The organism is Lacrimispora sphenoides JCM 1415 (assembly GCF_900105615.1).
Taxonomy (GTDB): Bacteria; Bacillota; Clostridia; order Lachnospirales; family Lachnospiraceae; genus Lacrimispora; species Lacrimispora sphenoides.
In genome coordinates this window covers 36,959-63,561 of record NZ_LT630003.1, presented here as the reverse complement: position 1 = coordinate 63,561, position 26,603 = coordinate 36,959, and the positions used below count along the sequence as shown (strand labels likewise).

Annotated in this window: 11 protein-coding genes; 2 read left to right on the top strand and 9 right to left on the bottom strand. The window is 46.3% G+C overall.

Features of this window, described 5'->3' with window-relative positions; all coding sequences use genetic code 11:
• Positions 1 to 14: 14 nt before the first annotated feature.
• From dnaK to hrcA, 3 genes are all read right to left on the bottom strand, one after another.
• The gene (gene dnaK, locus BMX69_RS00235) at positions 15 to 1,871 is read right to left on the bottom strand and encodes a molecular chaperone DnaK (RefSeq protein ID WP_054790624.1); all 1,857 of its coding nucleotides are present in this window, start codon (positions 1,869 to 1,871) and stop codon (positions 15 to 17) included.
• Between the two features lie 110 nt (positions 1,872 to 1,981).
• On the bottom strand, positions 1,982 to 2,626 hold the full coding sequence (gene grpE, locus BMX69_RS00230; RefSeq protein ID WP_100041209.1) for a nucleotide exchange factor GrpE: 645 nt from the start codon (positions 2,624 to 2,626) through the stop codon (positions 1,982 to 1,984).
• A 17-nt stretch (positions 2,627 to 2,643) separates the two neighbouring features.
• On the bottom strand, positions 2,644 to 3,693 hold the full coding sequence (hrcA, locus tag BMX69_RS00225; RefSeq protein WP_100041208.1) for a heat-inducible transcriptional repressor HrcA: 1,050 nt from the start codon (positions 3,691 to 3,693) through the stop codon (positions 2,644 to 2,646).
• Positions 3,694 to 4,044: 351 nt separating this feature from the next.
• Between hrcA and BMX69_RS00220 the strand changes: the two genes are divergently transcribed.
• Together BMX69_RS00220 and BMX69_RS00210 are read left to right on the top strand one after the other, a co-directional pair.
• Positions 4,045 to 4,614, top strand: coding sequence for a 3D domain-containing protein (locus tag BMX69_RS00220; protein ID WP_100041207.1), 570 nt, complete (start codon positions 4,045 to 4,047; stop codon positions 4,612 to 4,614).
• 195 nt (positions 4,615 to 4,809) lie between these two features.
• Positions 4,810 to 5,532 carry a 3D domain-containing protein gene (locus tag BMX69_RS00210; RefSeq protein ID WP_054790621.1) on the top strand — a complete coding sequence of 241 codons (723 nt, stop codon included), beginning with the start codon at positions 4,810 to 4,812 and terminating at the stop codon, positions 5,530 to 5,532.
• A gap of 94 nt (positions 5,533 to 5,626) precedes the next feature.
• Here BMX69_RS00210 and BMX69_RS00205 read toward each other — a convergent pair whose 3' ends face one another.
• The 6 genes from BMX69_RS00205 to BMX69_RS00180 all read right to left on the bottom strand — a co-directional run bounded on the left by BMX69_RS00205 (position 5,627) and on the right by BMX69_RS00180 (position 26,552).
• Entirely contained in the window at positions 5,627 to 6,130 is a 504-nt protein-coding gene (locus BMX69_RS00205; RefSeq protein WP_025231547.1) for a hypothetical protein, read from the bottom strand.
• A 120-nt stretch (positions 6,131 to 6,250) separates the two neighbouring features.
• Positions 6,251 to 12,643 (bottom strand): hypothetical protein, encoded by a 6,393-nt coding sequence (locus tag BMX69_RS00200; RefSeq protein ID WP_100041206.1) that lies wholly within the window; start codon positions 12,641 to 12,643, stop codon positions 6,251 to 6,253.
• A gap of 222 nt (positions 12,644 to 12,865) precedes the next feature.
• Complete coding sequence (locus tag BMX69_RS00195; protein ID WP_100041205.1) at positions 12,866 to 17,380, bottom strand: N-acetylmuramoyl-L-alanine amidase family protein; 4,515 nt, start codon at positions 17,378 to 17,380, stop codon at positions 12,866 to 12,868.
• A gap of 10 nt (positions 17,381 to 17,390) precedes the next feature.
• On the bottom strand, positions 17,391 to 23,666 hold the full coding sequence (locus tag BMX69_RS00190) for a hypothetical protein (protein ID WP_330387558.1): 6,276 nt from the start codon (positions 23,664 to 23,666) through the stop codon (positions 17,391 to 17,393).
• Between the two features lie 18 nt (positions 23,667 to 23,684).
• The gene (locus BMX69_RS00185) at positions 23,685 to 25,337 is read right to left on the bottom strand and encodes a cell surface protein (protein WP_100041204.1); all 1,653 of its coding nucleotides are present in this window, start codon (positions 25,335 to 25,337) and stop codon (positions 23,685 to 23,687) included.
• 324 nt (positions 25,338 to 25,661) lie between these two features.
• The gene (locus BMX69_RS00180; protein WP_100041203.1) at positions 25,662 to 26,552 is read right to left on the bottom strand and encodes a tyrosine-type recombinase/integrase; all 891 of its coding nucleotides are present in this window, start codon (positions 26,550 to 26,552) and stop codon (positions 25,662 to 25,664) included.
• Positions 26,553 to 26,603 lie beyond the last annotated feature (51 nt).

The following is a 26,603-nucleotide window of genomic DNA, read 5'->3' as shown; positions in this document are numbered from 1 at the left end:
CTGACCAGACTAGTTTACACCTCTTTGTAATCGCCGTCAACTACATCGCTTTCCTGATAGGTTGCATTATCTGCTCCCATGTCAGGGCCCGCGCCCTGGGCTCCGCCCTGAGCCTGCTCATAAACCTTTGCAAATAAAGCCTGTGCACTGTTCATCAGTCTTTCTCTGCCTGCCTTGATATCTTCAATCTGAGCATCCGTCATATCATCGATTGGAGCTCTGTTAACTGCTTCTTTTAATGCATTTAAGTCCGCTTCCACAGTTGCCTTATCGTTTGCATCGATCTTGTCTCCTACTTCCTGCAGAGCCTTCTCTGTCTGGAATACCATGGAGTCTGCATCGTTTCTTGCGTCAATGCCTTCCTTACGCTTCTTATCCTGAGCCTCATATTCAGCTGCTTCCTTAACTGCCTTATCAATATCAGAATCAGACATGTTGGAGCCGGAAGTAATGGTAATATGCTGTTCCTTGCCTGTTCCTAAGTCCTTAGCGGAAACATTTACGATACCGTTGGCATCAATATCAAAGGTGACTTCGATCTGAGGAACGCCTCTTCTTGCAGGTGGAATTCCATCCAGACGGAACTGGCCTAATGTCTTATTGTCTCTTGCAAACTGTCTCTCACCCTGTACCACGTGGATATCAACCGCTGTCTGGTTGTCTGCCGCTGTGGAGAAGATCTGGCTCTTCTTTGTGGGGATCGTCGTATTTCTTTCAATCAGCCTGGTAGCAACACCGCCCATGGTCTCTATGGATAAGGAAAGGGGAGTTACGTCCAGAAGCAGGATATCGCCTGCACCTGCATCACCTGCAAGCTTACCGCCCTGGATGCTGGCGCCGATGGCAACACATTCATCCGGGTTTAAGGACTTGGAAGGCTCCTTGCCTGTCAGCTGTTTTACTTTCTCCTGTGCAGACAGCATACGGGTAGATCCGCCTACTAACAATACTTTTCCTAATTCTGATGCAGTAATGCCCGCATCTCTTAATGCATTCTGTACCGGAACCGCAGTGCGCTCGATGAGATCTAATGTCAGCTCATCAAATTTTGCTCTGGTCAGGTTCATATCCAGATGCTTTGGTCCTTCTGAAGTAGCAGTGATAAACGGAAGGTTGATGTTGGTAGTCGTTGCAGAGGATAATTCCTTCTTTGCCTTCTCAGCAGCTTCTCTTAATCTCTGCATAGCCATCTTATCGCCGGATAAGTCAACGCCCTCTGCCTTCTTAAATTCATCTACCATCCACTGGGTGACGCGGTTATCAAAATCATCACCGCCCAGACGGGTATCGCCGTTGGTGGAAAGAACTTCGATGACACCGTCGCCGATTTCAATGATGGAAACGTCGAAGGTACCGCCGCCTAAGTCATATACCATGATCTTCTGCTCTTTTTCATTGTCAAGTCCATAAGCCAGAGCTGCAGCTGTCGGCTCGTTGATGATACGCTTTACATCAAGACCTGCAATCTTACCGGCATCCTTGGTTGCCTGACGCTGTGCATCGTTAAAATATGCCGGTACGGTAATAACCGCTTCGGTTACTTTTTCTCCTAAATAAGCCTCTGCATCTGCTTTTAATTTCTGAAGGATCATAGCAGAAATTTCCTGAGGACTGTAATTTTTTCCGTCAATCGCTACCTTATAGTCTGTACCAATATGTCTTTTGATGGAAGAGATGGTACGGTCAGAGTTAGTTACTGCCTGACGCTTAGCAGGCTCGCCTACAAGCCTCTCTCCGTTCTTTGTAAATGCTACAACGGATGGTGTGGTTCTTACGCCTTCGCTGTTTGGAATAACAACTGGTTTACCGCCTTCCATAACGGCCACGCAGCTATTTGTTGTACCTAAGTCAATACCAATGATCTTGCCCATAGTTTTTTCCTCCTATTTAATAAACAAAATATAAATGATTACCTTTTTCCTGCCCATAGCAGGCTTAAGGTATACCTGGAATGTATTATCTGCTTCCTGATGCTATATTACTAATTAGCCACCTGCACCATGGAATGCCTTACCACGCTGTCACGGTAAGTGTAACCCTTCTGAAGCTCCTGGGAAATTACATTTTCACCCAATGACTCATCTTCAATATGCATTACTGCATTATGGAAATTGGGATCAAAAGGCATTCCAACCGCTTCAATGGGTTTTACGCCGGCTTCTTCCAGCGTTTTCATAAGCTGTTTATATATCTTTTCCATTCCATCTGCAAAAGGAGCGTTTCTTTCCTCCTCAGATATGGCTGCAAGGCCTCTTTCAAAATTATCAACTACCGGAAGGATCCGTTCAACGATATCCTTTGCTCCGATTTCAAACATGGCTGACTTTTCTTTTTCTGTTCTCTTGCGGTAATTATCAAATTCAGCCATGGACCTCTGAAGGCGGTCTGTCAGATCCTCTATTTTTTCATCCCTTGGGTCTTTCTTCTCTTTCTTTTTTCCGAAAAGGCCCTTTTTTCCGGATTCTTCTTTGGAACCCTCTTCAGCCATTTCTTCTTCCGGAACATGTTCCTGGGTTCCATCGTCCCCGCAGGCTTCTGCACCTTCTATTTCTTTTTCAGCGAAAACTGCATCCTCTGTATGAACAGTCTCGTCTGCCAGATTCTCATCTGTTTTCACATCTTCCATGCTCAATGCTCTACCCTTTACCTTTCATCTTTTTTCAAAATGGTATCCAGCTGCGTCATGAGATTACGCAATGTGCTGAGAACCTTTTCATAATCCATCCGTTTCGGACCAATGATTCCAATGGTACCTCTTAAGCCTTCGCCCAGTTCATAGTTGGCGGTTACAATGCTGCAATCCTTCATTGCCTTAACAGGTGCCTCATCGCCGATGTATACCTGGATTCCGGATCCGCTCTCCGAGCTGTTCATATCATCAATCAGCCCCTGCAAAAGATCCTTCTGTTCCAGCGTACCGATAAGCTTACTGGCCCTTTCTCCGTCACTTAACTCCGGATACTTGAAAATGTTCGTGGCCCCGCTGGTATAAATCTGAAGGTCTTCATCATCACCCCGGATAGCGGCAGCCACCTCGCTTAGAACCCGGTCCACCACATCACAGTGGGGGCCCGCCTGAACCTTCATCCTGCTGATCACTTCAAGATTGATCTCCTCTATGGTCAGCCCGTTAAGGGCATTGTTAAGAAGAATGTTAAGATTCAGAAGTCCTTCGTCATCTAATTCCGTATGAATGGGAATCATGGTATTCTTAATGATATTTCCCTCCACCACGATAACTACAAGAAGCTTTTCTTCATCAACCTTAGAGAGCTGGATAAACTTCAGTTTGTTCCGATGGTATTGGGGCGCGCTGATCATTGCAGCGTAATTGGTGTTCTGGGCAAGAAGCTTTGCCATCTGTTTTAGCAAAAGTTCTACCCGGTCCACCCGCTTTAACATCATATCCTTGATCTCAGTGACTTCCTCTTCTTTTTCCTGCATGATCTGGTCCACATAAAAGCGGTATCCTCTGTCTGAAGGAATCCTTCCGGCGGAGGTGTGAGGCTGCATGATATATCCCAGCTCCTCCAGATCAGACATCTCATTCCGGATGGTAGCAGAACTTAAGTTCAAATCCGTATACTTTGATATGGTACGGGAACCTACCGGTTCTCCGGTTTCCAGATAAGTTTTGATGATGGCTTTTAATATAGTTACTTTCCGCTCATCTAGCTGATCTCTGTCACTCAAACTGCCCCACTTCCTTTCTGAGTCTTTTTGTTAGCACTCAACGTTTGGGAGTGCTAACATCTTCTTTTCATAATATATTCTTTTTTTCTACTTTTGTCAATACATTCCTAAAAACTTTTTGATGAAGTTTTTATGTCCTGTTTGTACATTTTTCCTCAATTCTAAATGAAATATTACAAAGCTGTTGACATTATCTTCTTGACTTTTAACACTTTTGTAATATAATGGTAATTATGACACCACAACAACACAATTGCGAGGTAAGGTTGAAGGAAAGATGTCTTACAACCTTGAGCTTGTGAATCAACTGGATATGCCTGCATATCCGATTGATCCATTTGGAGGTAAATTATGAATAGTTTTTCAGGGAAAAAGAGGATCACCGGATTCCTGACACTTCTTTGTATCCTGCTGTTGTCTACAACTGCACTGGCAGCCGAGACTACAGGAAATGGCCAAACCGTGAATCAAGTACAGTCTGAAAACTCTGGAACGGATCACCAAACCATACAAACCAGCACGGAAAATCAGACGGCATCAGCCAGTACTGAGGAAATCGGACCTGGCATTAAGAAAAAAGAAACCGAACCTGTAAAGCCGGAAGAACCGGCAAAACCGGTTTATCAAAAGGGAGAATCCCTGGGACTCTTCTCCGCCACTGCATATTGTCCCGGCGAAAGCACCTGCAAACAGAGCCGTACCTATTCCGGTACGATACCGCAGCCGCAGCATACCATATCCGCAGATATCACACTTCTTCCGCTTGGAACAAAGGTCATGATCGACGACATCGTTTATACCGTTGAAGATATCGGAAGCGGCGTAAAGGGAAATAAAATCGATATTTTCTTTGGAAGCCGCAGAGAAGCGCTGGATTTTGGAAGACAGACAAAAGAATTATTTGCAGTCATTGAACAGTAGGAAATGCCCATATGACGCCGCAGAACAGTGAATTACTTCACTGCTTCTGCGGTTTTTTTCGTCTTAACCTTGACAAAATTGGAAAAATGTGTAAAATGTTTACTTGTACCTCATTTATTACAAATCTGTTACATATAATTATAAATATATTAAAACTTGTTACAGATTGTAAAAAAGAAAGGAAGTATTTGTAATATGAGTAAAACAAACCGAATTCACTGGTTCCTCGGAACCTTACTAATGATGACATTTATCTTGATAAGTGCATGGAACGTTTTAGCGGCCCAAACGGCAGGTATTATTGACAATGCTGATGAGAACAACGTCAGGGGCTGGGCCCTAAACTGTTCTGATCCAAACTCTGCGGCAGAAGTAAAGATTGTCATTACCAATCAGTCTAACGGACAGGTCGTAGCAGAACTAACCACCACCGCCTCCAAGTACCGGGAGGATCTTGTATCAAACGGAACCGGTAATTACGGTTTTGAAATGCCGGTTCCCTGGAGTTCCTACGGAGACGGCACCTATTTGATAGAGGCCTATACAGGAGGTCAGAAGCTTTCCGGCACCAGAGTACATGGAGTAGGTGCTGCCGCTGCAGCAAGTCTTCAAAACAGCACCTCCAATCTTCGTTCCCTGGGAGCTTTTAAAACTACGGCCTACTGCCCTTGCCGCAAATGTTCCGGAGGCTGGGGAGGACGTACCAGCACTGGAACCATTGCGGCCGCAAACCATACCATATCTGTTGATCCAAGGGTCATTCCTTACGGCAGCCGCATCATGATAAACGGAGTTGTCTATACAGCGGAGGATTGCGGAGGCGGAGTCAAAGGGAACCACATTGATATATTCTTCAATACTCATGGTGAAACCCGTGCTTATGGCACCAGGAGTGCAGAAATCTATCTCGTTCAGTAATACAAATCCCAGCAGGAAAGCCCGGTGAAGATTTTCTTTTCTCCGGGCTTTTTATCATATTTATTTTATAGGGCCAATGGTCCATTTCCGTATTTTACGTTCTTACGGCAATCTCTTTTATCATGCGCATCAGTTCTAAAGCGCTTCGGAACGCTACATAATTTCTGGATGTCAGTCTGCCGGCCACTATTCCCTGCAAACTCGCGTTCTGGCGATGTTCTATTTTGACAATCAATGTTTCTTTTGCATGAACCGCACGGGTACTTAGGGTCAAACTATCCTGCAGCTGAATTTTTGCCTTTACTGGTATTTTGTTTTTTCCCTTAGTTCTGTGTGCATATTCTTCTGACATTTTTTTATTAAGAAACCTTGGATTAGTGGTAGGCTGGGGAGTTCCAACCCAGTCGCATATTTCATCCAGTTTCAGCATTAAATCACCTATATCGGAAAACCATACAGGTCCGTCTATATAGCAGTTAAGAATTTCACCATATAAATTTCCCTCCTTTTTTCCATGAAAACAGATGAGCATCGTACTGACCCGGTCTGTTACAGTCATGCTGCGGCAGATGTTCTGCATTTCTTCGCTTTTTATCATAGGTTTATTATCCCCTTTTTCAATCGTGCTTTGTCAGGTTTTCTATAAAGAAAGGGAAAGCAAAGGATATGCACACTTTCCCTTTCCAGCTAACGAAAGCTGCTGCTTTTCATCGTATCCTTACTGCAGCCAGGCTCCATCTCCCCCAACGGCATATCCATCAGGCGTCATCTCACTGATGTACATGGATCCCAGTGGCCGCTCTTCATTGCTCTTATAGATCCATTTTTCCGTTGCCGCATCATACCGATAGGTTTCCATACTGTTCTGCTCTGTAAAGTAATACCATTTTCCTCCGATATTCCTCCAGCCCTTTGCCATCATTCCTGTCTCAGGGTCTAAATAATACCAGCGGTTGTCTTCCTTATCATGATGCCAGCCCGTCTTCATCTTTCCAAGCCAGCCGTCTGATTCTGTATTGCAGTAATACCAGTCAAGCTTCTCATCACGGAACCAGCCGTAATCCATGATTCCGCTGGAATTGAAATGATACCAGCCGTTTTTGTTCACGTCTCCGTTTGCATAATCCAGCTTCGCCCACATTCCTGTCAGACGGATTCCTCCGTTTAGTACAAAGGCCCACTGGCTTCCCGTTCCTGAAAGCTCTTCCCAGTTTCCATTGGTGCCCACGATGTAACTCTTGCTCCTGCTTGGGTTGTAAGGGTTTGCCTTGATTCCGCTTCCGGTTCCTCCTCCGCCTTTGCTTCCTCCCTTGCTTCCCGAGCTCTGGATCTCATCATAGTGGTCATAACGGTCATCCAGTACTTCATCTAACGGCTTTGTCACTTCTTTAAGCTTTTCCAGCGCTTCAAGCAGTTCATCAAGGGTTGCCTTTGGAGAAGTACGGTCCAGTACCTCCAGGGCCTCTTCGATTGCTTCTTTCAGCTTCTCTGTCTCCTTTAATGTCAGGAAATAGTCATCGCTCTTATCAATCGCGTTCTTTATGGCATCCTCAAGCTCTTTTCTTGCATCATTTACTTCCTTCTGATTATTCTCGTAGTACGCGTAAACATAGGTTTTCCGGCTGATCACACGATCCGGATCGAATTCATTTAAACGGTCCTCACGGTAGCTCCAGCCTACATAGCTGTACTCTACACCTTCATCACTGACGAAAATATCTGCCGGTTCTTCCACCTGTCCGTATTCTGAGGAATAATACCAGTCGCTGGGGGCTTCTCCCTTTCTTACCTTGAAGTAATACTGGTATCTCGGAAGGGCTGTCTGGTTTAAGAAGTAGAGCCGGTATGCCTTGGAATACACCATCACATACCTCATTCCTGCCTGGGCCGTAAAAGTAAACAGCCCTCCGGTCTCTTCCGGATCATCCGACATCTCCACAAGCTCCGCCTGGACCGAACCGTCCATCGGGTCCGTAAAGATCCGGTATAGCTGGTAGTCCATCATGTCCACATCATCCTTGCCTAACTGGATATAGGTAGTAAACTCCGCATCCGATGGCGTCGCCATGGCCGTCTTTCTTCCATTGACATAACGCTCAATGTCTACATTCAGTCCCCAGGCCGCCTTAAATGCCTGGCTGTGGTCGCTGTCGTACTCAGGCGATGCCTTTACTGCATTAGATTCCGTGGCCTTTGCCGCATTCTTTGTATATACCACCTTATAGGTTACATCTGCATGGTTCTGATCCATCAGCACACGATCTGCATCGGTCGTCAGCGCTTCCTCCAGATCCGGTATCTCTCCCGGATCAAGGGCGATCTCATTTTCGCTTCCTCCCCGGACCTCATCAACCACCGTTGCATTGCTCGGACTGGCTGTTGGACGGGAATAATAAGCCGTAAACACCAGATTGGTATCCGGCATATCAAAGGCAAGCTCTCTCTCATACAGCTTTCCTGTAAGCCCCGGAACCGATCCTATGGTGATCTTCCAGTACAAGAACGTTTCTCCTGCTCCGTTAACCCCATCTGCGGTAATCACCACCCGGTCTCCCTTATGGGCTTCCTCATATCTGGCTGCATCAATCGCTTCCTGATCAACACTTACCACACGGCCTTCTAAAGTCTCCACGATGTAGTTGGGGATCTCCAGCGCTCCGCCAGGATCCGTAGTGATCACCGATCCGTCCGGCATCCGGCTTTCTGCCGTGATTCCGGTCTCTCCCTTTGGCCTGGCTACCACGATATATTCTTCGTTGTAATTCAGCCCGGAAAAAGTCACACTTCCCGGATTTCCTGTCACAGTCTGCCAGCCGTCACTTCCGGTCTCCGTGGTAACGATGACCGTTCCATCCTTACTTAAGACTGCATAATCCGACTTCTTATCGGCAGGCTTGATCACAAGCACTGTTTTTCCTTCGTGGTTCTCATCAAACAAGATCTGGTAGTTGGTCTCCACCACCGGTGTTAATACCTCCACCGGGTCACTGGTGTTCCCTGCCGTTTCTCCGATCTGGTTTCCCACGATTGCATGCACATTTCCTGCTGCCTCATACACAAGGTATCTGGCTCCCGGATAAAGTCCGTCAAAATATACCCGGCCTGCGATGTTTCCTGTCTGTACTCCCACAATACTTCCGCTTAAATCGGTAATGATGTACTGATAGCCTGCTGTGGTATGATAAACAGTAATCTTTCCCTTTCCTTCCCCGTTAAGTCCGGTGGAGGCATCGGGAGCTGCCACATCCGTTCCGAATACGGCCGGATCCTGATAGAAACGTATGGTATAGGTATGTCCGTTTCTTAGGACATCGGTCGGTTCCACTTCCGTATCCCCGTCATACCAGTTATCCACCAGATAGTTGATCTCCGGTAGATAGCCCGGTATCTGGCCTGCGATGTCCCCCCAGGTCCTGTCATACTGGATATGGAGGGAGGTAATGCTTCCGTCTGCCAGAGAACCATGTTCTCCTGCCGCAAACTGAATGTCGATCCATTTCTCCGGGTCCTCTTCAAACAGGGCCGTAACAGTCTCATCTCCGGTAAAACGGTGATCTTCTGCCAGAAGCTGCTCTCCGCCATTCAATGCTCCGTTTCCATCCTGGTCTATAAACCAACCGGCAAACCGGTAATACTGGTCCGCCTGCGTCATGGGAACCAGGCGTTTTTCCTTTACCACACTCCAGGTGTAGCTGTCGGTCTGTCCGGCTGCAGAGCCGTCATTTCCAAGAACGGAAGTACTATACACCCCGCTTCCCAAGGTTTGCTCTACTACGTCAGGGGACACACCGCTTCCATGGGAGATGGAGCCGTGAGCTCCAGTCCGGTAGGTGATCTGATACCATTTTGACGGAACACGGTCATACCGATAGCTGACGGTCAGGTCATCGCTTGGCATGATCCCTGTATAATCATGGCCAGCATCAAAGCTTCCGCTTAAATCCGGTACTGCTGCCGCACTTTCATAGCTATAACCGTACAATTCCCGGTATTCTGTGCTGACCGCTGTATCCGCTGTTTTCTGCTGGACCACCGGAATAACGATATTTCTCAAGTTATTATCAGCCGAATCATTATCCAGATAATTAACCGTAAACCGGTAGCCTTCCCCTGTTGCTTCATATACATATGTAATTTCTACCGGCTGATTCGGCATGAAGCCCGTAAAACCGCCGCTGCTTCCAAAGCTCCCCTGGACTGCACTGACCAGATTTCCATCCGTATCATCCGCAGTATCTCCGGCTGTTATGCTTCCCGATACGAACTGGTATCCGTATATATCCAGCGGACTTGTGCTTATGGCATCCTCCGGGTAATAGGATGTCACACCCGGCGCATGGATCACGGTTCCGTTCTCCGTCACATAGCGCACCGTCAGATCCGATCTGGCCGCCGGATTATTCCGGTCTACCTTGTATGCGTATTTCACAGCCGCATCCTGTCCCGGCATCCTTCCGCTAAATTCCCCGGTCGAGCCGTCAAAGTTTCCGATCGGCACTGCTCCAAGCCCGTCATAATTATATTCAGCAGGGCTGGTCAGAGAATCCAAAAGACTCCACAAATACCCATGGATGTTCTTTTTCTGGGACTGGATCACCGATTCCACGGAATAGGTATTTGCCGTGGTCGTCGACTGGAACACGATGGAGCCGTTCTGATTGGTGTAATCCACCGTATAATCAAACTTTACCCCCGGATCCGACTCCCATATGGCATAGTAAGTAATCGGGATTTCCGGATACACAGCCGGCAGAGAGGAAATGTATTGCGGACTCGCCTGGCTGTTCACTTTGCTCCAGCCCTTAAACACGTATCCGTACCTACTTACACTGGGAAGCAGGGCGTTTACGCTGTTCCCGGCTGTTCCTGTCAGGGTTTGAGGCTGAGGCGTCCCTCCGTTCACTACAAAAACAATGGAGGCATCAATCCTGGTGTATTCATAGGTGATCACCGCATCCTGCCCCGGCATGGTCCCGGTTATTTTTCCAAAATCGGTCCCTGCCGTTTCCACCGCAGTTAAGGTGCCGCCCGTACCCTGATCAATGGCGATTCCGGTAAACTCATACCCGGAAATAGCGGATGGCGGCGGAATCACCACCTCATCGCCTGATGCATAGGACAGGCTGGGGGTATCAGGTGCACCGGTCACAGTTCCTCCCGTGGTGGAATCCCTGTAGACAAAGCTTACGGTATATCCATTGCGTTTTAATACTGTATTTTTGGAATTATTTAAGGCGGAGGATCCCACCGTTGAAAAGATCCCGGTCCCATTACCGGTATCCGCATCTGCAAAAAAGTTGTCTGCAAACGGGCAGGAGGAAATGATTCCGGAATAATCAACCGAAGGAACGGCTATAATGACTTCCTGCCCCGCGGCTGTTGACTCCCCGACAGAAGCCTCCGGAACTTGTTGGGAAGTTACACCGATCCGGGAGGCACCAAGATCCCCCTCTACGGTAATGTGCTTCCCATCAGCCAGATAGACATTTGCCTTTTCTCCTGTTGTATTTGTATTATCCGAAATATTTATTTCATTCCGGGCAGAAAAAGTACCGGTACTTTCAAATTGAACCGCACCTTTTCCCGCTGCAGGTCTGTTGCTCTTTATCTCAATTCCACTGTCTCCGCCATTAAGCACAAAATTCGTACTTCCCAGAATTTCTACTGCGCTTCCATTATTATTCTGAAGAGTCAGCTCATTATTTAATTCTAAAGTTCCTCTGCTTGATTGAATCAATGAAGCAGCATCTGACATAGTTCCATTGGTTCCATCCATAATAATATCTGTAAATGAAAGCCCAAAATTATTATTATTCGAGAACATTTCACCAGCAAATCCATTGGCACGAGCCAGAGTCACACGGGCACCAGCGGTAGGAGCTCCCCCTAATGTCATATCAGTACTGGATATGACAATTTTCGTGTTTGAATTTGTTATGCTGCTGAAATCAATCGTAGAATTAATTGGATTATAATCCTGAATATAAATATATGCATTTTTCCCGTTGCATTTAGCAATTGCAGCCTCTATGGTCTGTAATGGCTCACTAAATATTCCGGAGTTACTGTTATTGCCATTTTGTGAAGAAACATAGTACGCCGCCTCTTTCATTGCAAATGCAACTCTTCTATGTATAATTTCATAAGGCCGTACTGTAAACATCCACGAATAGGAAATAGAGCAGTCACTGGACAATGCGGAAGACGCCGCGGATTCCTTAAACATATTCGTACATCGCTCGCTAAAACTTCCTGCCCATTTTGTTGTCGTAGGTTCTGTTATTCCCAGAGTCGGGTCATCTGTAATCACATCAACAACAACCGCCTTATTTGCAGTCTCCCTCATATAAAATCCCCGGGCTGTTTTATACATATCTTTTGTAAGACTGCCATTGATTTGTAGATCATAGGCGCTGCCCAGCCAGAAAGTACGGCCGTCAGACGGCATTGTACCGCCTACATGAGCAAGATAATAATCTACCAGCATATATTTGCCATCGGAACTGGGAGTGGTCGTAACCTTCATCTCAATACGGGTTTCATTCGCGCCCGATCCGAATTTAAGCAATTCTGTATACCCGTTGTAATAACCATTAAAAGAACCGGTGATTGCATTACCGTCAGAATCATGCTGACCATGCTTTGCGGAATAATACGTTCCGCTGCCGAGAGTTATTTGTGTACCCGGTGTATAAAGGCCAGTTACATTGGCTGGTACCGGTGTTATCTTAGCATTGCTGGTGGCTTCATCTGCCGCCATGAAAAGATAACTGGGAAAACCATACCAGCTATAAGTAAACTGCATATTGCTGGTACTGTAAGTATCACTCTGCCCTGCCTTTTTTCCTGCAAGCTCAAAGCGCCAGCTTGAGCCTCCGGAACCAGTACTGGAATAGTCATTACTCCACTTCCATGTCTGGTTGATATTATCACTTGCAGAAAGTCCAAGATTCGTGCTTCCCAGTTCCGGAATATATGCAAAAGCAATTACCGTCTCCTGAAAAGTTAGTCCGGCTATCAGGCATACGGAAAGGACCATTGCCAAAATACGTTTCCAAACCATGTAAACATTCCGGATCCTTCCTTTTTTCCTTTCTTCCTTTCGTTCCATGTTTCCTCCTTTCAAAAAGACCGATTTAAAACTTTACCTTAAATCAGTGCTCTTTGTTCTTACCTCAATCTTCTTACCATTGACTCAAACCCCAAATGCTTCGGAAACCTGTTTCCTCTTTAGGTGCCGGCCATCCGTTTATCCATTATCCTTCGAAAGAAAGGGAGAGTGCCAGATAATCCAAACACTTTCCCCTCCTTCGAAGAATGATTTCAATTTAAACTATGGGGTTTCCGGTGTCCATTTCCCGCTGTCATCTACATAATATCCATCCGGGGTTTCTTCATCCCGGTACAGGGAACCCAGCGGACGTCCTGATTGACCGGCATAGACCCACTTCCCTGTTGTTTTATCCAGATACCATGTCTGCTGACTGTTTTCCGGTGTCAGGTAATACCATTCGCCGTCTATTTTCTGCCAGCCGGTAAGCATAGCGCCGTTAAACAGATTTAAGTAGTACCATCTTCCGTCATTATCATCAAGATGCCAGCCGGTCTTAAGGCGTCCGAACCAACCATCGTGAACGGTGGATAAGAAATACCATTTCCCTTCTTCATCTAAAAACCAGCCGCTGTCCATTACCCCTTCCTTGTCAAAATGGTATGTATAGATCAGGGTTGTCCCATTATAGGAATATCTGATATTTGCCCACTGGTCTTTTAATTTTGTTCCGCTGCTTAAAATGAAGGACCAGCCATTGGCTGCCGGATTAAAATTCTCCCAGTGACCGTCAACATCATTTGTATAAGTCTTATAACTTCCAAAACGGTAAGCACCCGGTCCCACGCTACTGCTGCTGGAACTGCTCATTCCGGAACTGCTTCCGCTTCCGGAACCGCTTCCGCCTCCAGAACCACTTCCGCCCCCGGAACCATTGCCTCCTCCGGAACCATTATCACCTCCGGAACCATTATCACCTCCGGAACCATTGTCTCCTCCGGGGCCATTGTCTCCTCCGGGGCCATTGCCATTTGTGATTCCGTCAACAATATCCTTTAATGTCTGATAAGCCTGATCCAGCTCATCAATCGTTGGACGGGGCAGAGTATCGCGCACTACAATCGCATCATGGATCGCATCGGTCAATATATTTCGGTCTTCTTCACTTACCGAACCATTGTTTTTCAAAGCATTAGCCGTATTGATTTCATCCTCCAGCCGGTTCTTTGCCTCCTGCCACAAGGAATCGTCCTCCTGTTCATACACTGCGTACAGCTGGAGATCTTTGTTAATCGGAGCCGTTATATCATAAAAACCTGCGGTAGCCAACGGCTGTTTTTTAAATCCTGCAAATTCATATACGATACCGGTAACCGGATCCGTGTAGTCTTCCAAGCATTCAAGATCCATATATCCGTCCGCATCTTCTAAAATACTTCCGGCTCTTGCTTTAAGACTTGCCACCGAACCTCTTATCGTATCGGTAACGGTAACCGTATATGATTTGGAATAAGTTAAGATAATCGTGTCCCCAACATTTGCATTAAATCGGAACGTACCGGTAAAACCGGCATCCGGATCATTCAGATCAGGTTCCACGGGTATAATCTCCGTGCATACCGGATCGCTATCCGCATTTTCAACCTTCCACAGCTGGTAATCCATATTCCCCAGAAGGCTGGTATCCAGGGTACCATAAACCTGAATATCAGGTGTGTGGTTCCCATCCGACGGCAGTGCTTTATTAATGCCATCCACCTTTCTTGACAATGATATTCCCAAAACCCATGGGATCTTTAATGCTTCACTATCCACTGCAGCCACATCTCTTACTGCATTGGACTCCGTAGCGGTCGGCACACTTCTCCGGTCAAATTTAACCGTATATTCCACTTTATGCCCTGATGCCAGCAAACCCGGATCGGAAGAATTGTCAATCAGGTCGAGTTTTAACGCTTCCAAAAGATCCGTTTGCATATTGAGGGCAAACGTTCCATTTTTAGGGGAATAATCTACCGTTGCATTGGATGAGGTCGCCGTGGCTGGTACGGACTCATACCGTGCCTGAAGAACCACGTCGCCGGCCGGCATGATAACCCATGGATTCTGCTGTTCTGCCTGAGATGCAGTAAGAGACATAGATCCAATCAGGCAATCCCACCGCTTAAAACCGTACCCGGTTACATCAGGGGCTTTAATCCTTATCTTATCCCCTTCACGGACACTGATCTGGGTTGCTCCTTCTTCAATCTCCAGGGGTACGTTATTTCTGGTAACCTCCGCTGCATAGCCTCCGTTTGTGATATACAGAGTATAGGTCTGATTTTGCACCTGAGAGGATTCTTCCAGGAAAATAGTATTTCCCAGCAATATCTTTTCAGACGGAGACTCTGTTTCTCCCAAATGCTTTGCAACTACCGTATATTCCCGGCCGGATTCCAGACCTGGGAATTCTGCAAAAGCCGGATTTCCTGCGGCTTCTAACCATCCGTCTGCTGATCCCTCCAATGAAACGGCATTTCCATCACCATCGAGCAGCGCATACAGCGTATCCGCCGCCGTCGGACTGATCCTGATTTTCTTCCTGCCCTCATTTCCATCATTTACAATGGAATAGTTGTTACCAAGAGTGACAATGCCTTCTCTTGCAGGCTGGCTTATCAGGGCACCATCCACATGACTGGTCAGCGGTTCCCCTGCTACAGGTACTGCAGTCAATGAAAGTTCATACACATAATAATAGGTACAGGGGTTGAGTCCTGTAAATTTCCCGCTCTGCAACTGAGAGCCTGTCATGGTGGATATGACGATACCGTCTGCATCCGTAACTGCATACTTTCTCTCTTCGTTCGCACCATTGATTCTGATCTGCCCGTTTCCATCTGCTGATACGGAACCATCTGCATCCGGAATGCATAAAATCCCGTCATCTCCTGCAATTGGCGTGAACCTGGCCGTATAGCTGTGATTGGAAAGAATCTGAAGATCATTTTGTACCTGGTTCCCATTCTCATCATACCAGCCTGCAGACATATAATTGTCATCTGGCTGAAGCGAAGGAAGTGCCAGATCCGTCCATATCGTTCCTTTTACTACATGGACCGAAGTGGCTCCTGAAACAATACTTCCATGGCTTCCGGATACAAAGTTTAAATCAAACCACTCATTGGGGTCCTCTTCAAAATTGGCATACAGCTTCAGGTTCCCGGTTATCTCTACATCTCCGGTAAGCTTTGCTCCGGTTTTTCCTGTTCCGTTTGCGTTTGCTTTATACCAGCCGTCAAATAAATAGTGAGTCGCCGGTGACGGGGTGATGCTCTGAGTCAATTCATCAATTGTATAGGTATCCAGCCTGAAAAACCTGGGAGAGGAATCTCCCGACAGACTTCCGTTCGCACCATTATAGTAATCAATGCGGGCCCAGTAATCAGGATCCGTCAAATCCTCGTTATAGGTAATGGTAACAGAACCTCCGACAATGTCCGTATTAAAGGTCAGCGTTTCGCTTGTCTGATCCAGAACGGAGTTGGAGAAATTACCGTTCCACGTGATATTCGGTGGATAAGAATATCCTGATTTTCTCTCTATTTCCAGTTCAACGGGTTCAGTCGGGGATACGGACAAATCCTGCTGTTGTTCAAGAATGTTGTTATGATTATCCACCGTATTTACAATAATATGAGTCGTATAAGACGGATCAATCTGATACTTATAGGTGATTACCACCATTTGATTGGGCATCTTTCCAGTATAATTCTTATCTGCATCAAAGCTGCAGCCAGCCGAAGCCGCCGAATAGATTCCTCTGTTTACTAAATCATCTGTATCTCCATATCCGGCCTTCAGCTCTGCACCAGTAAGTTCATATGCCGTTATAGCGGCAGGTGCAACAGAGAAGGCTGTTTCTGCAGAGTAAGCATAGGCATCCGGTGTTTTTATAGCAGTGCCGTCTCCATCAACGTATTCTACCCGCAGTGTAAATTTCTTGCTGGTATCCGGTTCATAACGATAGGCAACCGTAAGATCATCGTTAGGCATGTATCCCCGGATCGCGTTGGTAGAAGTGTTGACAGCAGCGGCCTCTTCCAGTGTTCCGGCCCCGCTCGCATCATCAAATCTTCTGATCTTGTTGTTTTTTATCAGCACTGATTTCAGCTTATACCCCGGTATGTTCCTTTTATAGGTGGCTGAAACCGGTGTATTGGCTGTCACCGGATTCGTCCAGGTTCCGTCATCAAAAAAACGGATCACCTGGCTGTCGCCGTCTGATGGCCATGCGGATTGACTGGTACCGTCAGTTATGCTGTCTCTTGCCGAATTTAAATCACGGTAATGCATGACCGTGAAATCAAACTGGCTGCTGCTGTTGCCATTCCAAACCGCCTTATAGGTTTCCGGTGACTCATAGGGGAAAGCATAAGGCAGGTTGAGAACCTTATTTCCATTTTCGTTATACCAGCCGTCAAAGGTATAGCCCGGCCACTCAACCTGGAATACCGGAAGCTTGGGCCTTGGTCCGGAGCCTTTGTCCTCTGTTTCAATGCCGCTAAAATCCACAGATGAACTTAGGGCATATCCTGCCTGTCCCGTGGCATAGGAAATGTTATTTTCATATCTTGGTACATTCGCATATGTAGAATGCGATAGATTCGGCCCCTTCTGCGGATCAAATTGAACGACAGAAGGATCGCCGTATCCTAGCGTTGCTGCAGATGCGGGCGGTGCCGCCATGGTAATAACCATGGCGGCTGCCAGTATCAATGCAGTCTGCGCTTTCCATTTCTTCATGTTTTTCATTGTTTCCTCCTTACTGCAGCCAGGCTCCATCTCCTCCAACGGCATATCCGTCAGGCGTCATCTCACTGACATACATGGATCCCAGTGGCCGCCCTTCATTGCTCTTATAGATCCATTTTTCCGTTGACGCATCATACCGATAGGTTTCCATACTGTTCTGCTCTGTAAAGTAATACCATTTTCCTCCGATATTCCTCCAGCCCTTTGCCATCATTCCTGTCTCAGGGTCTAAATAATACCAGCGGTTGTCTTCCTTATCATGATGCCAGCCCGTCTTCATCTTTCCAAGCCAGCCGTCTGATTCTGTATTGCAGTAATACCAGTCAAGCTTCTCATCACGGAACCAGCCGTAATCCATGATTCCGCTGGAATTGAAATGATACCAGCCGTTTTTGTTCACGTCTCCGTTTGCATAATCCAGCTTCGCCCACATTCCTGTCAGACGGATTCCTCCGTTTAGCACAAAGGCCCACTGGCCTCCCGTTCCTGAAAGCTCTTCCCAGTTTCCATTGGTGCCCACGATGTAACTCTTGCTCCTGCTTGGGTTGTAAGGGTTTGCCTTGATTCCGCTTCCGGTTCCTCCTCCGCCTTTGCTTCCTCCCTTGCTTCCCGAGCTCTGGATCTCATCATAGTGGTCATAACGGTCATCCAGTACTTCATCTAACGGCTTTGTCACTTCTTTAAGCTTTTCCAGCGCTTCAAGCAGTTCATCAAGGGTCGCCTTTGGAGAAGTACGGTCCAGTACCTCCAGGGCCTCTTCGATTGCTTCCTTCAGCTTCTCCGTTTCCTTTAATGTCAGGAAATAGTCATCGCTCTTATCAATCGCATTCTTTATGGCATCCTCAAGCTCTTTCCTTGCATCATTTACTTCCTTCTGATTGTTCTCGTAGTACGCATAGACATAGGTCTTCCGGCTGATCTCCCGGTCCGGATCGAATTCACGCAGACGGTCCTCACGATAGCTCCAGCCTACATAGCTGTACTCTACGCCTTCTTCACTGACAAAAATATCTGCCGGTTCTTCCACTTGACCATACTCATAGGAATAATACCAGTCACTTGGGGCTTCTCCCTTTCTTACCTTGAAGTAATACTGGTATCTCGGAAGTGCTGTCTGGTCTAAGAAATACAGCCGATATGCCTTGGAATACACCATCACATATCTCATTCCTGCCTGGGCCGTAAAGGTAAACAGCCCTCCGGTCTCTTCCGGATCATCTGGCATCTCCACAAGCTCCGCCTGGACCGAACCGTCCATCGGGTCCGTAAAGATCCGGTATAGCTGGTAGTCCATCATGTCCACATCATCCTTGCCTAACTGGATATAGGTAGTAAACTCCGCATCCGATGGCGTCGCCATGGCCGTCTTTCTTCCATTGACATAACGCTCAATGTCTACATTCAGTCCCCAGGCCGCCTTAAATGCCTGGCTGTGGTCGCTGTCGTACTCAGGCGATGCCTTTACTGCATTAGATTCCGTGGCCTTTGCCGCATTCTTTGTATATACCACCTTATAGGTTACATCTGCATGGTTCTGATCCATCAGCACACGATCTGCATCGGTCGTCAGCGCTTCCTCCAGATCCGGTATCTCTCCCGGATCAAGGGCGATCTCATTTTCGCTTCCTCCCCGGACCTCATCAACCACCGTTGCATTGCTCGGACTGGCTGTTGGACGGGAATAATAAGCCGTAAACACCAGATTGGTATCCGGCATATCAAAGGCAAGCTCTCTCTCATACAGCTTTCCTGTAAGCCCCGGAACCGATCCTATGGTGATCTTCCAGTACAAGAACGTTTCTCCTGCTCCGTTAACCCCATCTGCGGTAATCACCACCCGGTCTCCCTTATGGGCTTCCTCATATCTGGCTGCATCAATCGCTTCCTGATCAACACTTACCACACGGCCTTCTAAAGTCTCCACGATGTAGTTGGGGATCTCCAGCGCTCCGCCAGGATCTGTAGTGATCACCGATCCGTCAGGCATCCGGCTTTCTGCCGTGATTCCGGTCTCTCCCTTTGGCCTGGCTACCACGATATATTCTTCGTTATAATTCAGCCCGGAAAATGTTACACTTCCCGGATTTCCTGTCACAGTCTGCCAGCCGTCACTTCCGGTTTCCGCAGTAACGATAACCGTTCCATCCTTACTTAAAACTGCATAATCCGACTTCTTATCGGCAGGCTTGATCACAAGCACTGTTTTTCCTTCGTGGTTCTCATCAAATAAGATCTGGTAGTTGGTCTCCACCACCGGTGTTAATACCTCCACCGGGTCACTGATGTTCCCTGCTGTTTCTCCGATCTGGTTCCCCACGATTGCATGCACATTTCCTGCAGCCTCATACACAAGGTATCTGGCTCCCGGATAAAGTCCGTCAAAATATACCCGGCCTGCGATATTTCCTGTCTGCACTCCCACGATGTTTCCTTCCAGGTCAGTAATGATGTACTGGTAACCTGCCGTGGTATGATAAACAGTAATCTTTCCCTTTCCTTCCCCGTTAAGTCCGGTGGAGGCATCGGGAGCTGCCACATCCGTACCGAATACAGCTGGATCCTGATAGAAACGTATGGTATAGGTATGTCCGTTCCTTAATACATCGCTAGATTCCACTTCTAAGTCCCCGTCATACCAGCCATCCACCAGATAGTTGATCTCCGGCACATAGCCCGGTATCTGGCCTGCGATGTCTCCCCAGGTCCTGTCATACTGGATATGGAGGGAGGTAATGCTTCCGTCTGCCAGAGAACCGTGTTCTCCTGCCGCAAACTGAATGTCGATCCATTTCTCCGGGTCCTCTTCAAACAGGGCTGTAACGATCACATCTTCAGTAAAACGATAATCTTCTGAAAGAAGCTGTTCTCCGCCATTCAATGCCCCGTTTCCATCCTGGTCTATAAACCAACCGGCAAACCGGTAATACTGGTCCGCCTGCGTCAAGGGAACCAGGCGTTTTTCCTTTACCACACTCCAGGTATAACTGTCGGTCTGTCCTGCTGCAGAGCCGTCATTTTTCAGTATGGACGTCTCATAGACCCCGGTTCCGCTCCCCTGTTCCTGAACATCAGAAGAAACTCCGTTTCCATGGGAAATGGCGCCATTGATGCCTGATTTGTAAGTAATCCGGGCCCACTGGGACGGAACACGGTCATACCGGTAGCTGACGGTTAAGTCATCACTCGGCATGGTCCCCGTATAATTATGGCTCCCATCAAAGCTTCCGCTGGAAGACGGTACCGCCGCAGCACTAGCATAGCTATAACCGTATAAATCCCGGTATTCCATGCTGACTGCTGTATCCGCCGTTTTATGCTGGATCTCTGGGTTCATGATATTTCTTAAACCACTGTCGCTGGTATCATTATCTAAGAAGTTTACGGCAAATGCATACCCTTCTCCTGTTGCTTCATATACATATGTAATTTCTACCGGTTGGTTCGGCATGAAGCCCGTAAAACCACCGCTGCTTCCAAAGCTTCCCTGGACTGCACTGACCAGATTTCCATCCGTATCATCCGCAGTATCTCCGGCTGTTATGCTTCCCGATACGAACTGGTATCCGTATATATCCAGCGGACTTGTACTTATGGCATCCTCCGGGTAATAGGGTGTCACACCCGGCGCATGGATCACGGTTCCGTTCTCCGTCACATAGCGCACCGTCAGATCCGATCTGGCCGCCAGATTATTCCGGTCTACCTTGTATGCGTATTTCACAGCCGCATCCTGTCCCGGCATCCTTCCGCTAAATTCCCCGGTCGAGCCGTCAAAGTTCCCGATCGGCACTGCTCCAAGCCCGTCATAATTATATTCAGCAGGGCTGGTCAGAGAATCCAAAAGACTCCACAAATACCCATGGATGTTCTTTTTCTGGGACTGGATCACCGATTCCACGGAATAGGTATTTGCCGTGGTCGTCGACTGGAACACGATGGAGCCGTTCTGATTGGTGTAATCCACCGTATAATCAAACTTTACTCCCGGATCCGACTCCCATATGGCATAGTAAGTAATCGGGTTTTCCGGATAGACAGCCGGCAAGGAGGTAATATATTCCGGGCTGGTCTGGCTGTTCACTTTGCTCCAGCCCTTAAACACGTAACCGTACCTGCTTACACTGGGAAGCAGTGCATTTACACTATTTCCGGCCGTTCCTGTCAGGGTTTGAGGCTGAGGCGTCCCTCCGTTGACTACAAAGGCAATGGATGCATCAATCCGGGTATATTCATAGGTGACCACCACATCCTGTCCCGGCATGGTCCCGTTTATCTTTCCAAAATCGGTCCCTGCTATTTCTATCGCAGTTAAGGTGCCGCCGGTCCCCTGGTCAATGGAAATACCGGTCAGTTCATACCCGGAAATAGCCGATGGCGGCGGAATCACTACACCATCGCCTGATGCAAAGGATAAGCTGGGGGTATCAGGTGCACCGGTCACGGTTCCCCCTGTAGCAGTATCCTGGTACGCAAAGCTTACGGTATATCCGTTGCGCTTTAAGACAGTGTTCCGCGAATTGTTTAAAGCCGAGGAACCAACTGCGGTATAAATCCCGGTTCCGTTTCCTGTATCCTCATCTGCAAAAAAGTTGTCTGCAAACGGGCAAGAGGTAAGACTTGCAGAATAATCGGCGGAAGGTACAGCTATGACAACTTCCTGTCCCATCTCTGTCGAATCTCCGACCGATGCCTCAGGTATCTGCTGTGCAGTCACACCGATCTGTGAGGCATCCAGATCTCCATTTACAGTAATTCGTTTTCCCTGTGCAAGATAAACATTGTTTTTTTCTCCGGAAGAATTCACATTATCCTGGATGGTTACCAGATTTTTTACTGAAAAGCTACCGTTACTGTCAAAGTAAACAGTTCCCTTACCATTGGAAATGTTATCCTTTACCGTTCCATAATTCATTGACAGATTTGCTGTTCCCGTTATTTCTACCGCACTTCCTGATCCTGCTGAAGTCCCGTTGCAATTTTTTACAACTGCTCCGCTATTAATCTCAACCGTTCCGGTAGCTGCGGATATGAGCGGCGAGGAAGCCTCTACGCCATTTCCGTCAAGGATGATATCTGTTAATTTTAATGTCCCGCCTGAAACATTAAAAACGGAGCCTGTATAGGAATCTGCCCGTTTTAAGGTCTTAATATAATCCGAATTTTCATTTGTAGGATTTCCTGAATGATCAAAATCCGTACTTGCTATCGTAATATCCTTGGAAGAAGACCCGGATATTGCTATGGGGGCCGTGATATCCGGATAATCCATCACATAGATGTATCCTTTTTTATTTCCAATCTTATTTAAAGCATATTCAATGGTTTTATATGGACTGGTGTATGTCCCTTCTGCCGAGCTGCTGTCACTTCCATATAAATCTGATACATAATAGGAGGTGGAGCGAATGGCAAAGGCAACTCTTTTATGGACCGTTTCATAGGGATGAAGCTTAAAGGACCAGGAATATGCAATTCCTGAGTCGCTAACACCGGTCGTATCAGAAGCAGTGGATTCTTTAAAAAGATTTGACTGATAAGAACTGTATGTCCCAAGCCATCTTGTGGTCGTTGCAGTGACCCCCAGGCTATCATCACGCGTGATGCAGTCAAACACGGTTTTATCCGTTCTATTAACCATATGAAACCCGCGTTCTGTTTTATAACAGGTTGCCCCGTCGTCACCATTGATCATGGTATCCGCACCGGTTCCTAAATAAAAAGTTCTTCCTCCCTGACCTCCCTGTCCGTTTTTGTCATAAACATAATAATCAACAAAAACATATTTATTATCCGGACTGGGAGAAACAGCGATTTTCAGTTCCACTCCCATATTGCTGATATATTCGACCGCGCCATTTGTTGAGCCATTGGCCTTATATATGTAATTGGTATTGCTGTTTCCTACCGTAGGTGCACTGGGTGAATTCTCATTCTGAGCCATTCCCAGCCAGGTCGCATATCCGCGCCAGGACCAGGTTGTCTGGATCCCACTGGTGGAGTAACCGGTCTGCCCTGCATTTAAACCACATAGATCAAACCGGTAAGTCGAGCCTCCATAGCTCCCTTCGTTTGCTCCCTGGGCATTGATCCATTTGTAAGCAGTGGCTTCACTGGCTCCATCCCCAAGGTTTTCATCTGTCAGTTCCGACGAGGCATATGCCATCATACTCATTCCCGGCAATAACTGGCCCCCTATGATACAAACCGACAGAACCATCGCAAAAAAGCGTTTCCATAATTGATACCATTTTTTTGATATTCCTGCTTTTTTACTTTTTATAGTCATATCCGTTATCTCCTCTGATTAGAAATTAAGCCTTTCCTCCGGAGGCAGTTCGTCTGTGGAAGGCTCTGTATCATAACCTGCAATCAGACCTCCTTCATATGGGTTCTCTTTGTTGTCTTTATCATAATGATAGAAGCCGATACCATCAGTTCCGGTTCTCCATCTGGGCTTTTCATCATCTCCCACCCAGGCTGCAAATCTGTCGTTAATAATAAGGAGATATCCTCCCTCTTTATCCTTTACTGCCTTTTTATCACCTTTTACAATCTTTCCGTTAATATCTACCACCTGGTAATACGTCTCATCGTTCTTCCGAACCTCTACCACACCATAGCCATATTCTTTATCTGCCTCCAGCCTAAGTCCGTTGGTGTAGTATCTGTTGTCTTTTTTCTGAAGCTGATTCCGGTTCCCATATGCCTTTCCGGTTCCGGAAAATCCAAATGTAAAGACCCCATCCTCCAGCTCCACCTTGATCTCCTTTCCAATCTGCATGGAACCGTCATTTAATTCGTCCGGCGCAAACAGATACAGATCGGATTTTTCAATTCCATACAATGAGCCATCTATAAAATCTTTTGAACTCCAATCATCCACATCGTACTGGGCTACAAACTCCGATTTTCCGTCGAACAATACAAAGCCCGTCTTCATCCTTCCGATTCCGTCAAAGGCATAATTTTTTCCGCTGATGTTACGGATCCGGTTCCGGTAGACTTCCCCTTTTTCATCCGTGTGCCACCAGCTGCATTCCTGGTCATAATAATCCGTTTCATCCAGATTTTCCGACGGGTACATCCAGAACCACATGTTTTTCAGAAGCTTGCCTCCATCGTAAGCGGAATAAAATCTTGCAGAAGTGGAGCTGGTAGGATTGCTTTTATCCGCATTGCTGATGGTTGCAACTTTGCTCCACCATGGATTCATAATTCCATTTTCATCAAACCCATAAGCATTTTCACCGATATTCTTCTGCTTTAAATTCTCTCCTTTACTGCAAACCTTTTTGGAATTTTCATCAAAATAGATCCACATCTTTTCATAATCCGAATAATAGCGGTCAGTCATGTTACTAAGCAGCTCAGAACCACCGGTCCCATAGCCGATTTCACCATAATCCAGCCATTTTTCTGTAAACAGAACCCCATCTTCTCCGGAATAGTAAACCCCTTCTACAAACGGATCATCCGCATCATTGATGGAATTTCCATTATCATCAAACCAACCGGTTAACATAAGTCCATCTTCATTAAAAAGATAGGTATTACCATTAATCTTCTTTTTGAAACTGTTGCCCTTTCTTTGATACGCCTTGCCATCAGTTCCGAAATAGTACCAGCCTTCTTCAGAATTGTCTTCCGGGTCTTTGGTTTCATCAATCCAGACCCAGGTGTTTTGAACCATCTTTCCATCTTCGTCCACAAAATAGCCGGTGTTTCCCAGACGGAACATACAATTCTTAAGAATCGTTCCTTCCGATGATAAGTAATACCAACTGTCCTTTGATTTTTTCCAAACATTTGTCATCGGCTGATCATCCGAATCAAGGTATGACCATTCGCCATTCTCGATCTTCCAGCCTTCGGCAGCATAGACATCTTCATGAAAAGATGACGTTAAAAAGCCCACCGAAAGTGCAAAGAACATTAGCACACATAATCTCTTTTTCATTCCTCATTTAAACCTTCCTTTCTCTTAAGTTACATCTTCATGGAGTTTTTCCCGTTATAGGGAAAATTGGTACTCAACATGTATACTGTTTGCAAAATACAACAGAATTCCTCTTTTGTTGTTTAAAAAAAAGAAAAACCGGGTTTGATATAACGTTCCGGTTCTTCTTACCTAAATATTGACATTATAAAAGGCCGGTTTTGCAAAAATTATGCAAGCCAGCTTATTTGTTGTACTTGAATTTCAAAAAAAGGAGATTTTGAAGAAAAATAGTGGATTTTATTTCCTTTATGTAGTAGAATATTTTAAGATACTATTATGCTTTTACAACAAAAGAGGAATTCTGTCGTCAACTTCAACAAGCAATTTCAGACTTTCCAGCTGTCTTATATGGTTATAGCCGCTTTCTATCGTATAAATACGTGTCGTATTTACGCTGCTATGTCCTAATATATCAGCAAGTCTGGACAAATCCTTCTCTGAATCATAGTAAGATCTGGCAAATAAATGTCGTAGATTATGGGGATAAATTTTTTCCTTAGCGACGCCCGCTTCTACGCCCAATGCTTTCATTTCTCTCCAGATATTACTTCTGTCCAATGCAGCTCCATTCCTTGTTATAAAAATCATACCGCTTTCTATATGCTTTTTTTGTGCATACAATATTAACATCTGAGATAACTGTCTTGTAAGGAACACAGTTCTCACTTTTCCCTTACAATCCACTTCCGCCCGTCCTTTGACTGCAGCTTCTACCGTAATAAAAGGTAATTCCGATACCCTGATTCCGGTTGAACAGATCGTCTGCAGCAATAAAGCCAATCTTATATTACTTTTATCCAAAGCAGTTTTTACCAATCTCCTATACTCATCCTTTGACAACTCCTTGTTTGCTGAACAAAAAGTATTGCGGCTGATTTTAAGAAATTTCACTTTACAATCCTCCCAATTGCAATAATTAAAAAAACCATTAAGCGCAGCCAAAGCCCCGTTTACCGTCACGGGAGCCATTTTTTCGCGCATAACACCCTTCCACATAATCACAATTTCTTTATTAGCAGATCTTCCATTGAGATAGCGCATGAATAAGCAGAGATGATATCGGTAACTCCGAATTGTTTCTTTGCTCTTTTCACAATCGTGCAACCACGCACAATATTCATTGATCAGCGTATCTGTAACGATTCTTGCTTTACGCTTACAGGCTATATCCATATTGTCCTCCTATTATGCAGTACCATATATTTCAAATACGAATCGTTCCCA

Bases quoted from the DNA above. Each gene is read 5' to 3' on its own strand.
- grpE (WP_100041209.1), bottom strand. From the start codon at position 2,626: ATGGAAGATGTGAAAACAGATGAGAATCTGGCAGACGAGACTGTTCAT.
- BMX69_RS00185 (WP_100041204.1), bottom strand. From the start codon at position 25,337: ATGAAAAAGAGATTATGTGTGCTAATGTTCTTTGCACTTTCGGTGGGC.
- BMX69_RS00220 (WP_100041207.1), top strand. From the start codon at position 4,045: ATGAATAGTTTTTCAGGGAAAAAGAGGATCACCGGATTCCTGACACTT.
- BMX69_RS00205 (WP_025231547.1), bottom strand. From the start codon at position 6,130: ATGATAAAAAGCGAAGAAATGCAGAACATCTGCCGCAGCATGACTGTA.
- BMX69_RS00180 (WP_100041203.1), bottom strand. From the start codon at position 26,552: ATGGATATAGCCTGTAAGCGTAAAGCAAGAATCGTTACAGATACGCTG.
- BMX69_RS00190 (WP_330387558.1), bottom strand. From the start codon at position 23,666: ATGACTATAAAAAGTAAAAAAGCAGGAATATCAAAAAAATGGTATCAA.
- BMX69_RS00210 (WP_054790621.1), top strand. From the start codon at position 4,810: ATGAGTAAAACAAACCGAATTCACTGGTTCCTCGGAACCTTACTAATG.
- BMX69_RS00195 (WP_100041205.1), bottom strand. From the start codon at position 17,380: ATGAAAAACATGAAGAAATGGAAAGCGCAGACTGCATTGATACTGGCA.
- dnaK (WP_054790624.1), bottom strand. From the start codon at position 1,871: ATGGGCAAGATCATTGGTATTGACTTAGGTACAACAAATAGCTGCGTG.
- BMX69_RS00200 (WP_100041206.1), bottom strand. From the start codon at position 12,643: ATGGAACGAAAGGAAGAAAGGAAAAAAGGAAGGATCCGGAATGTTTAC.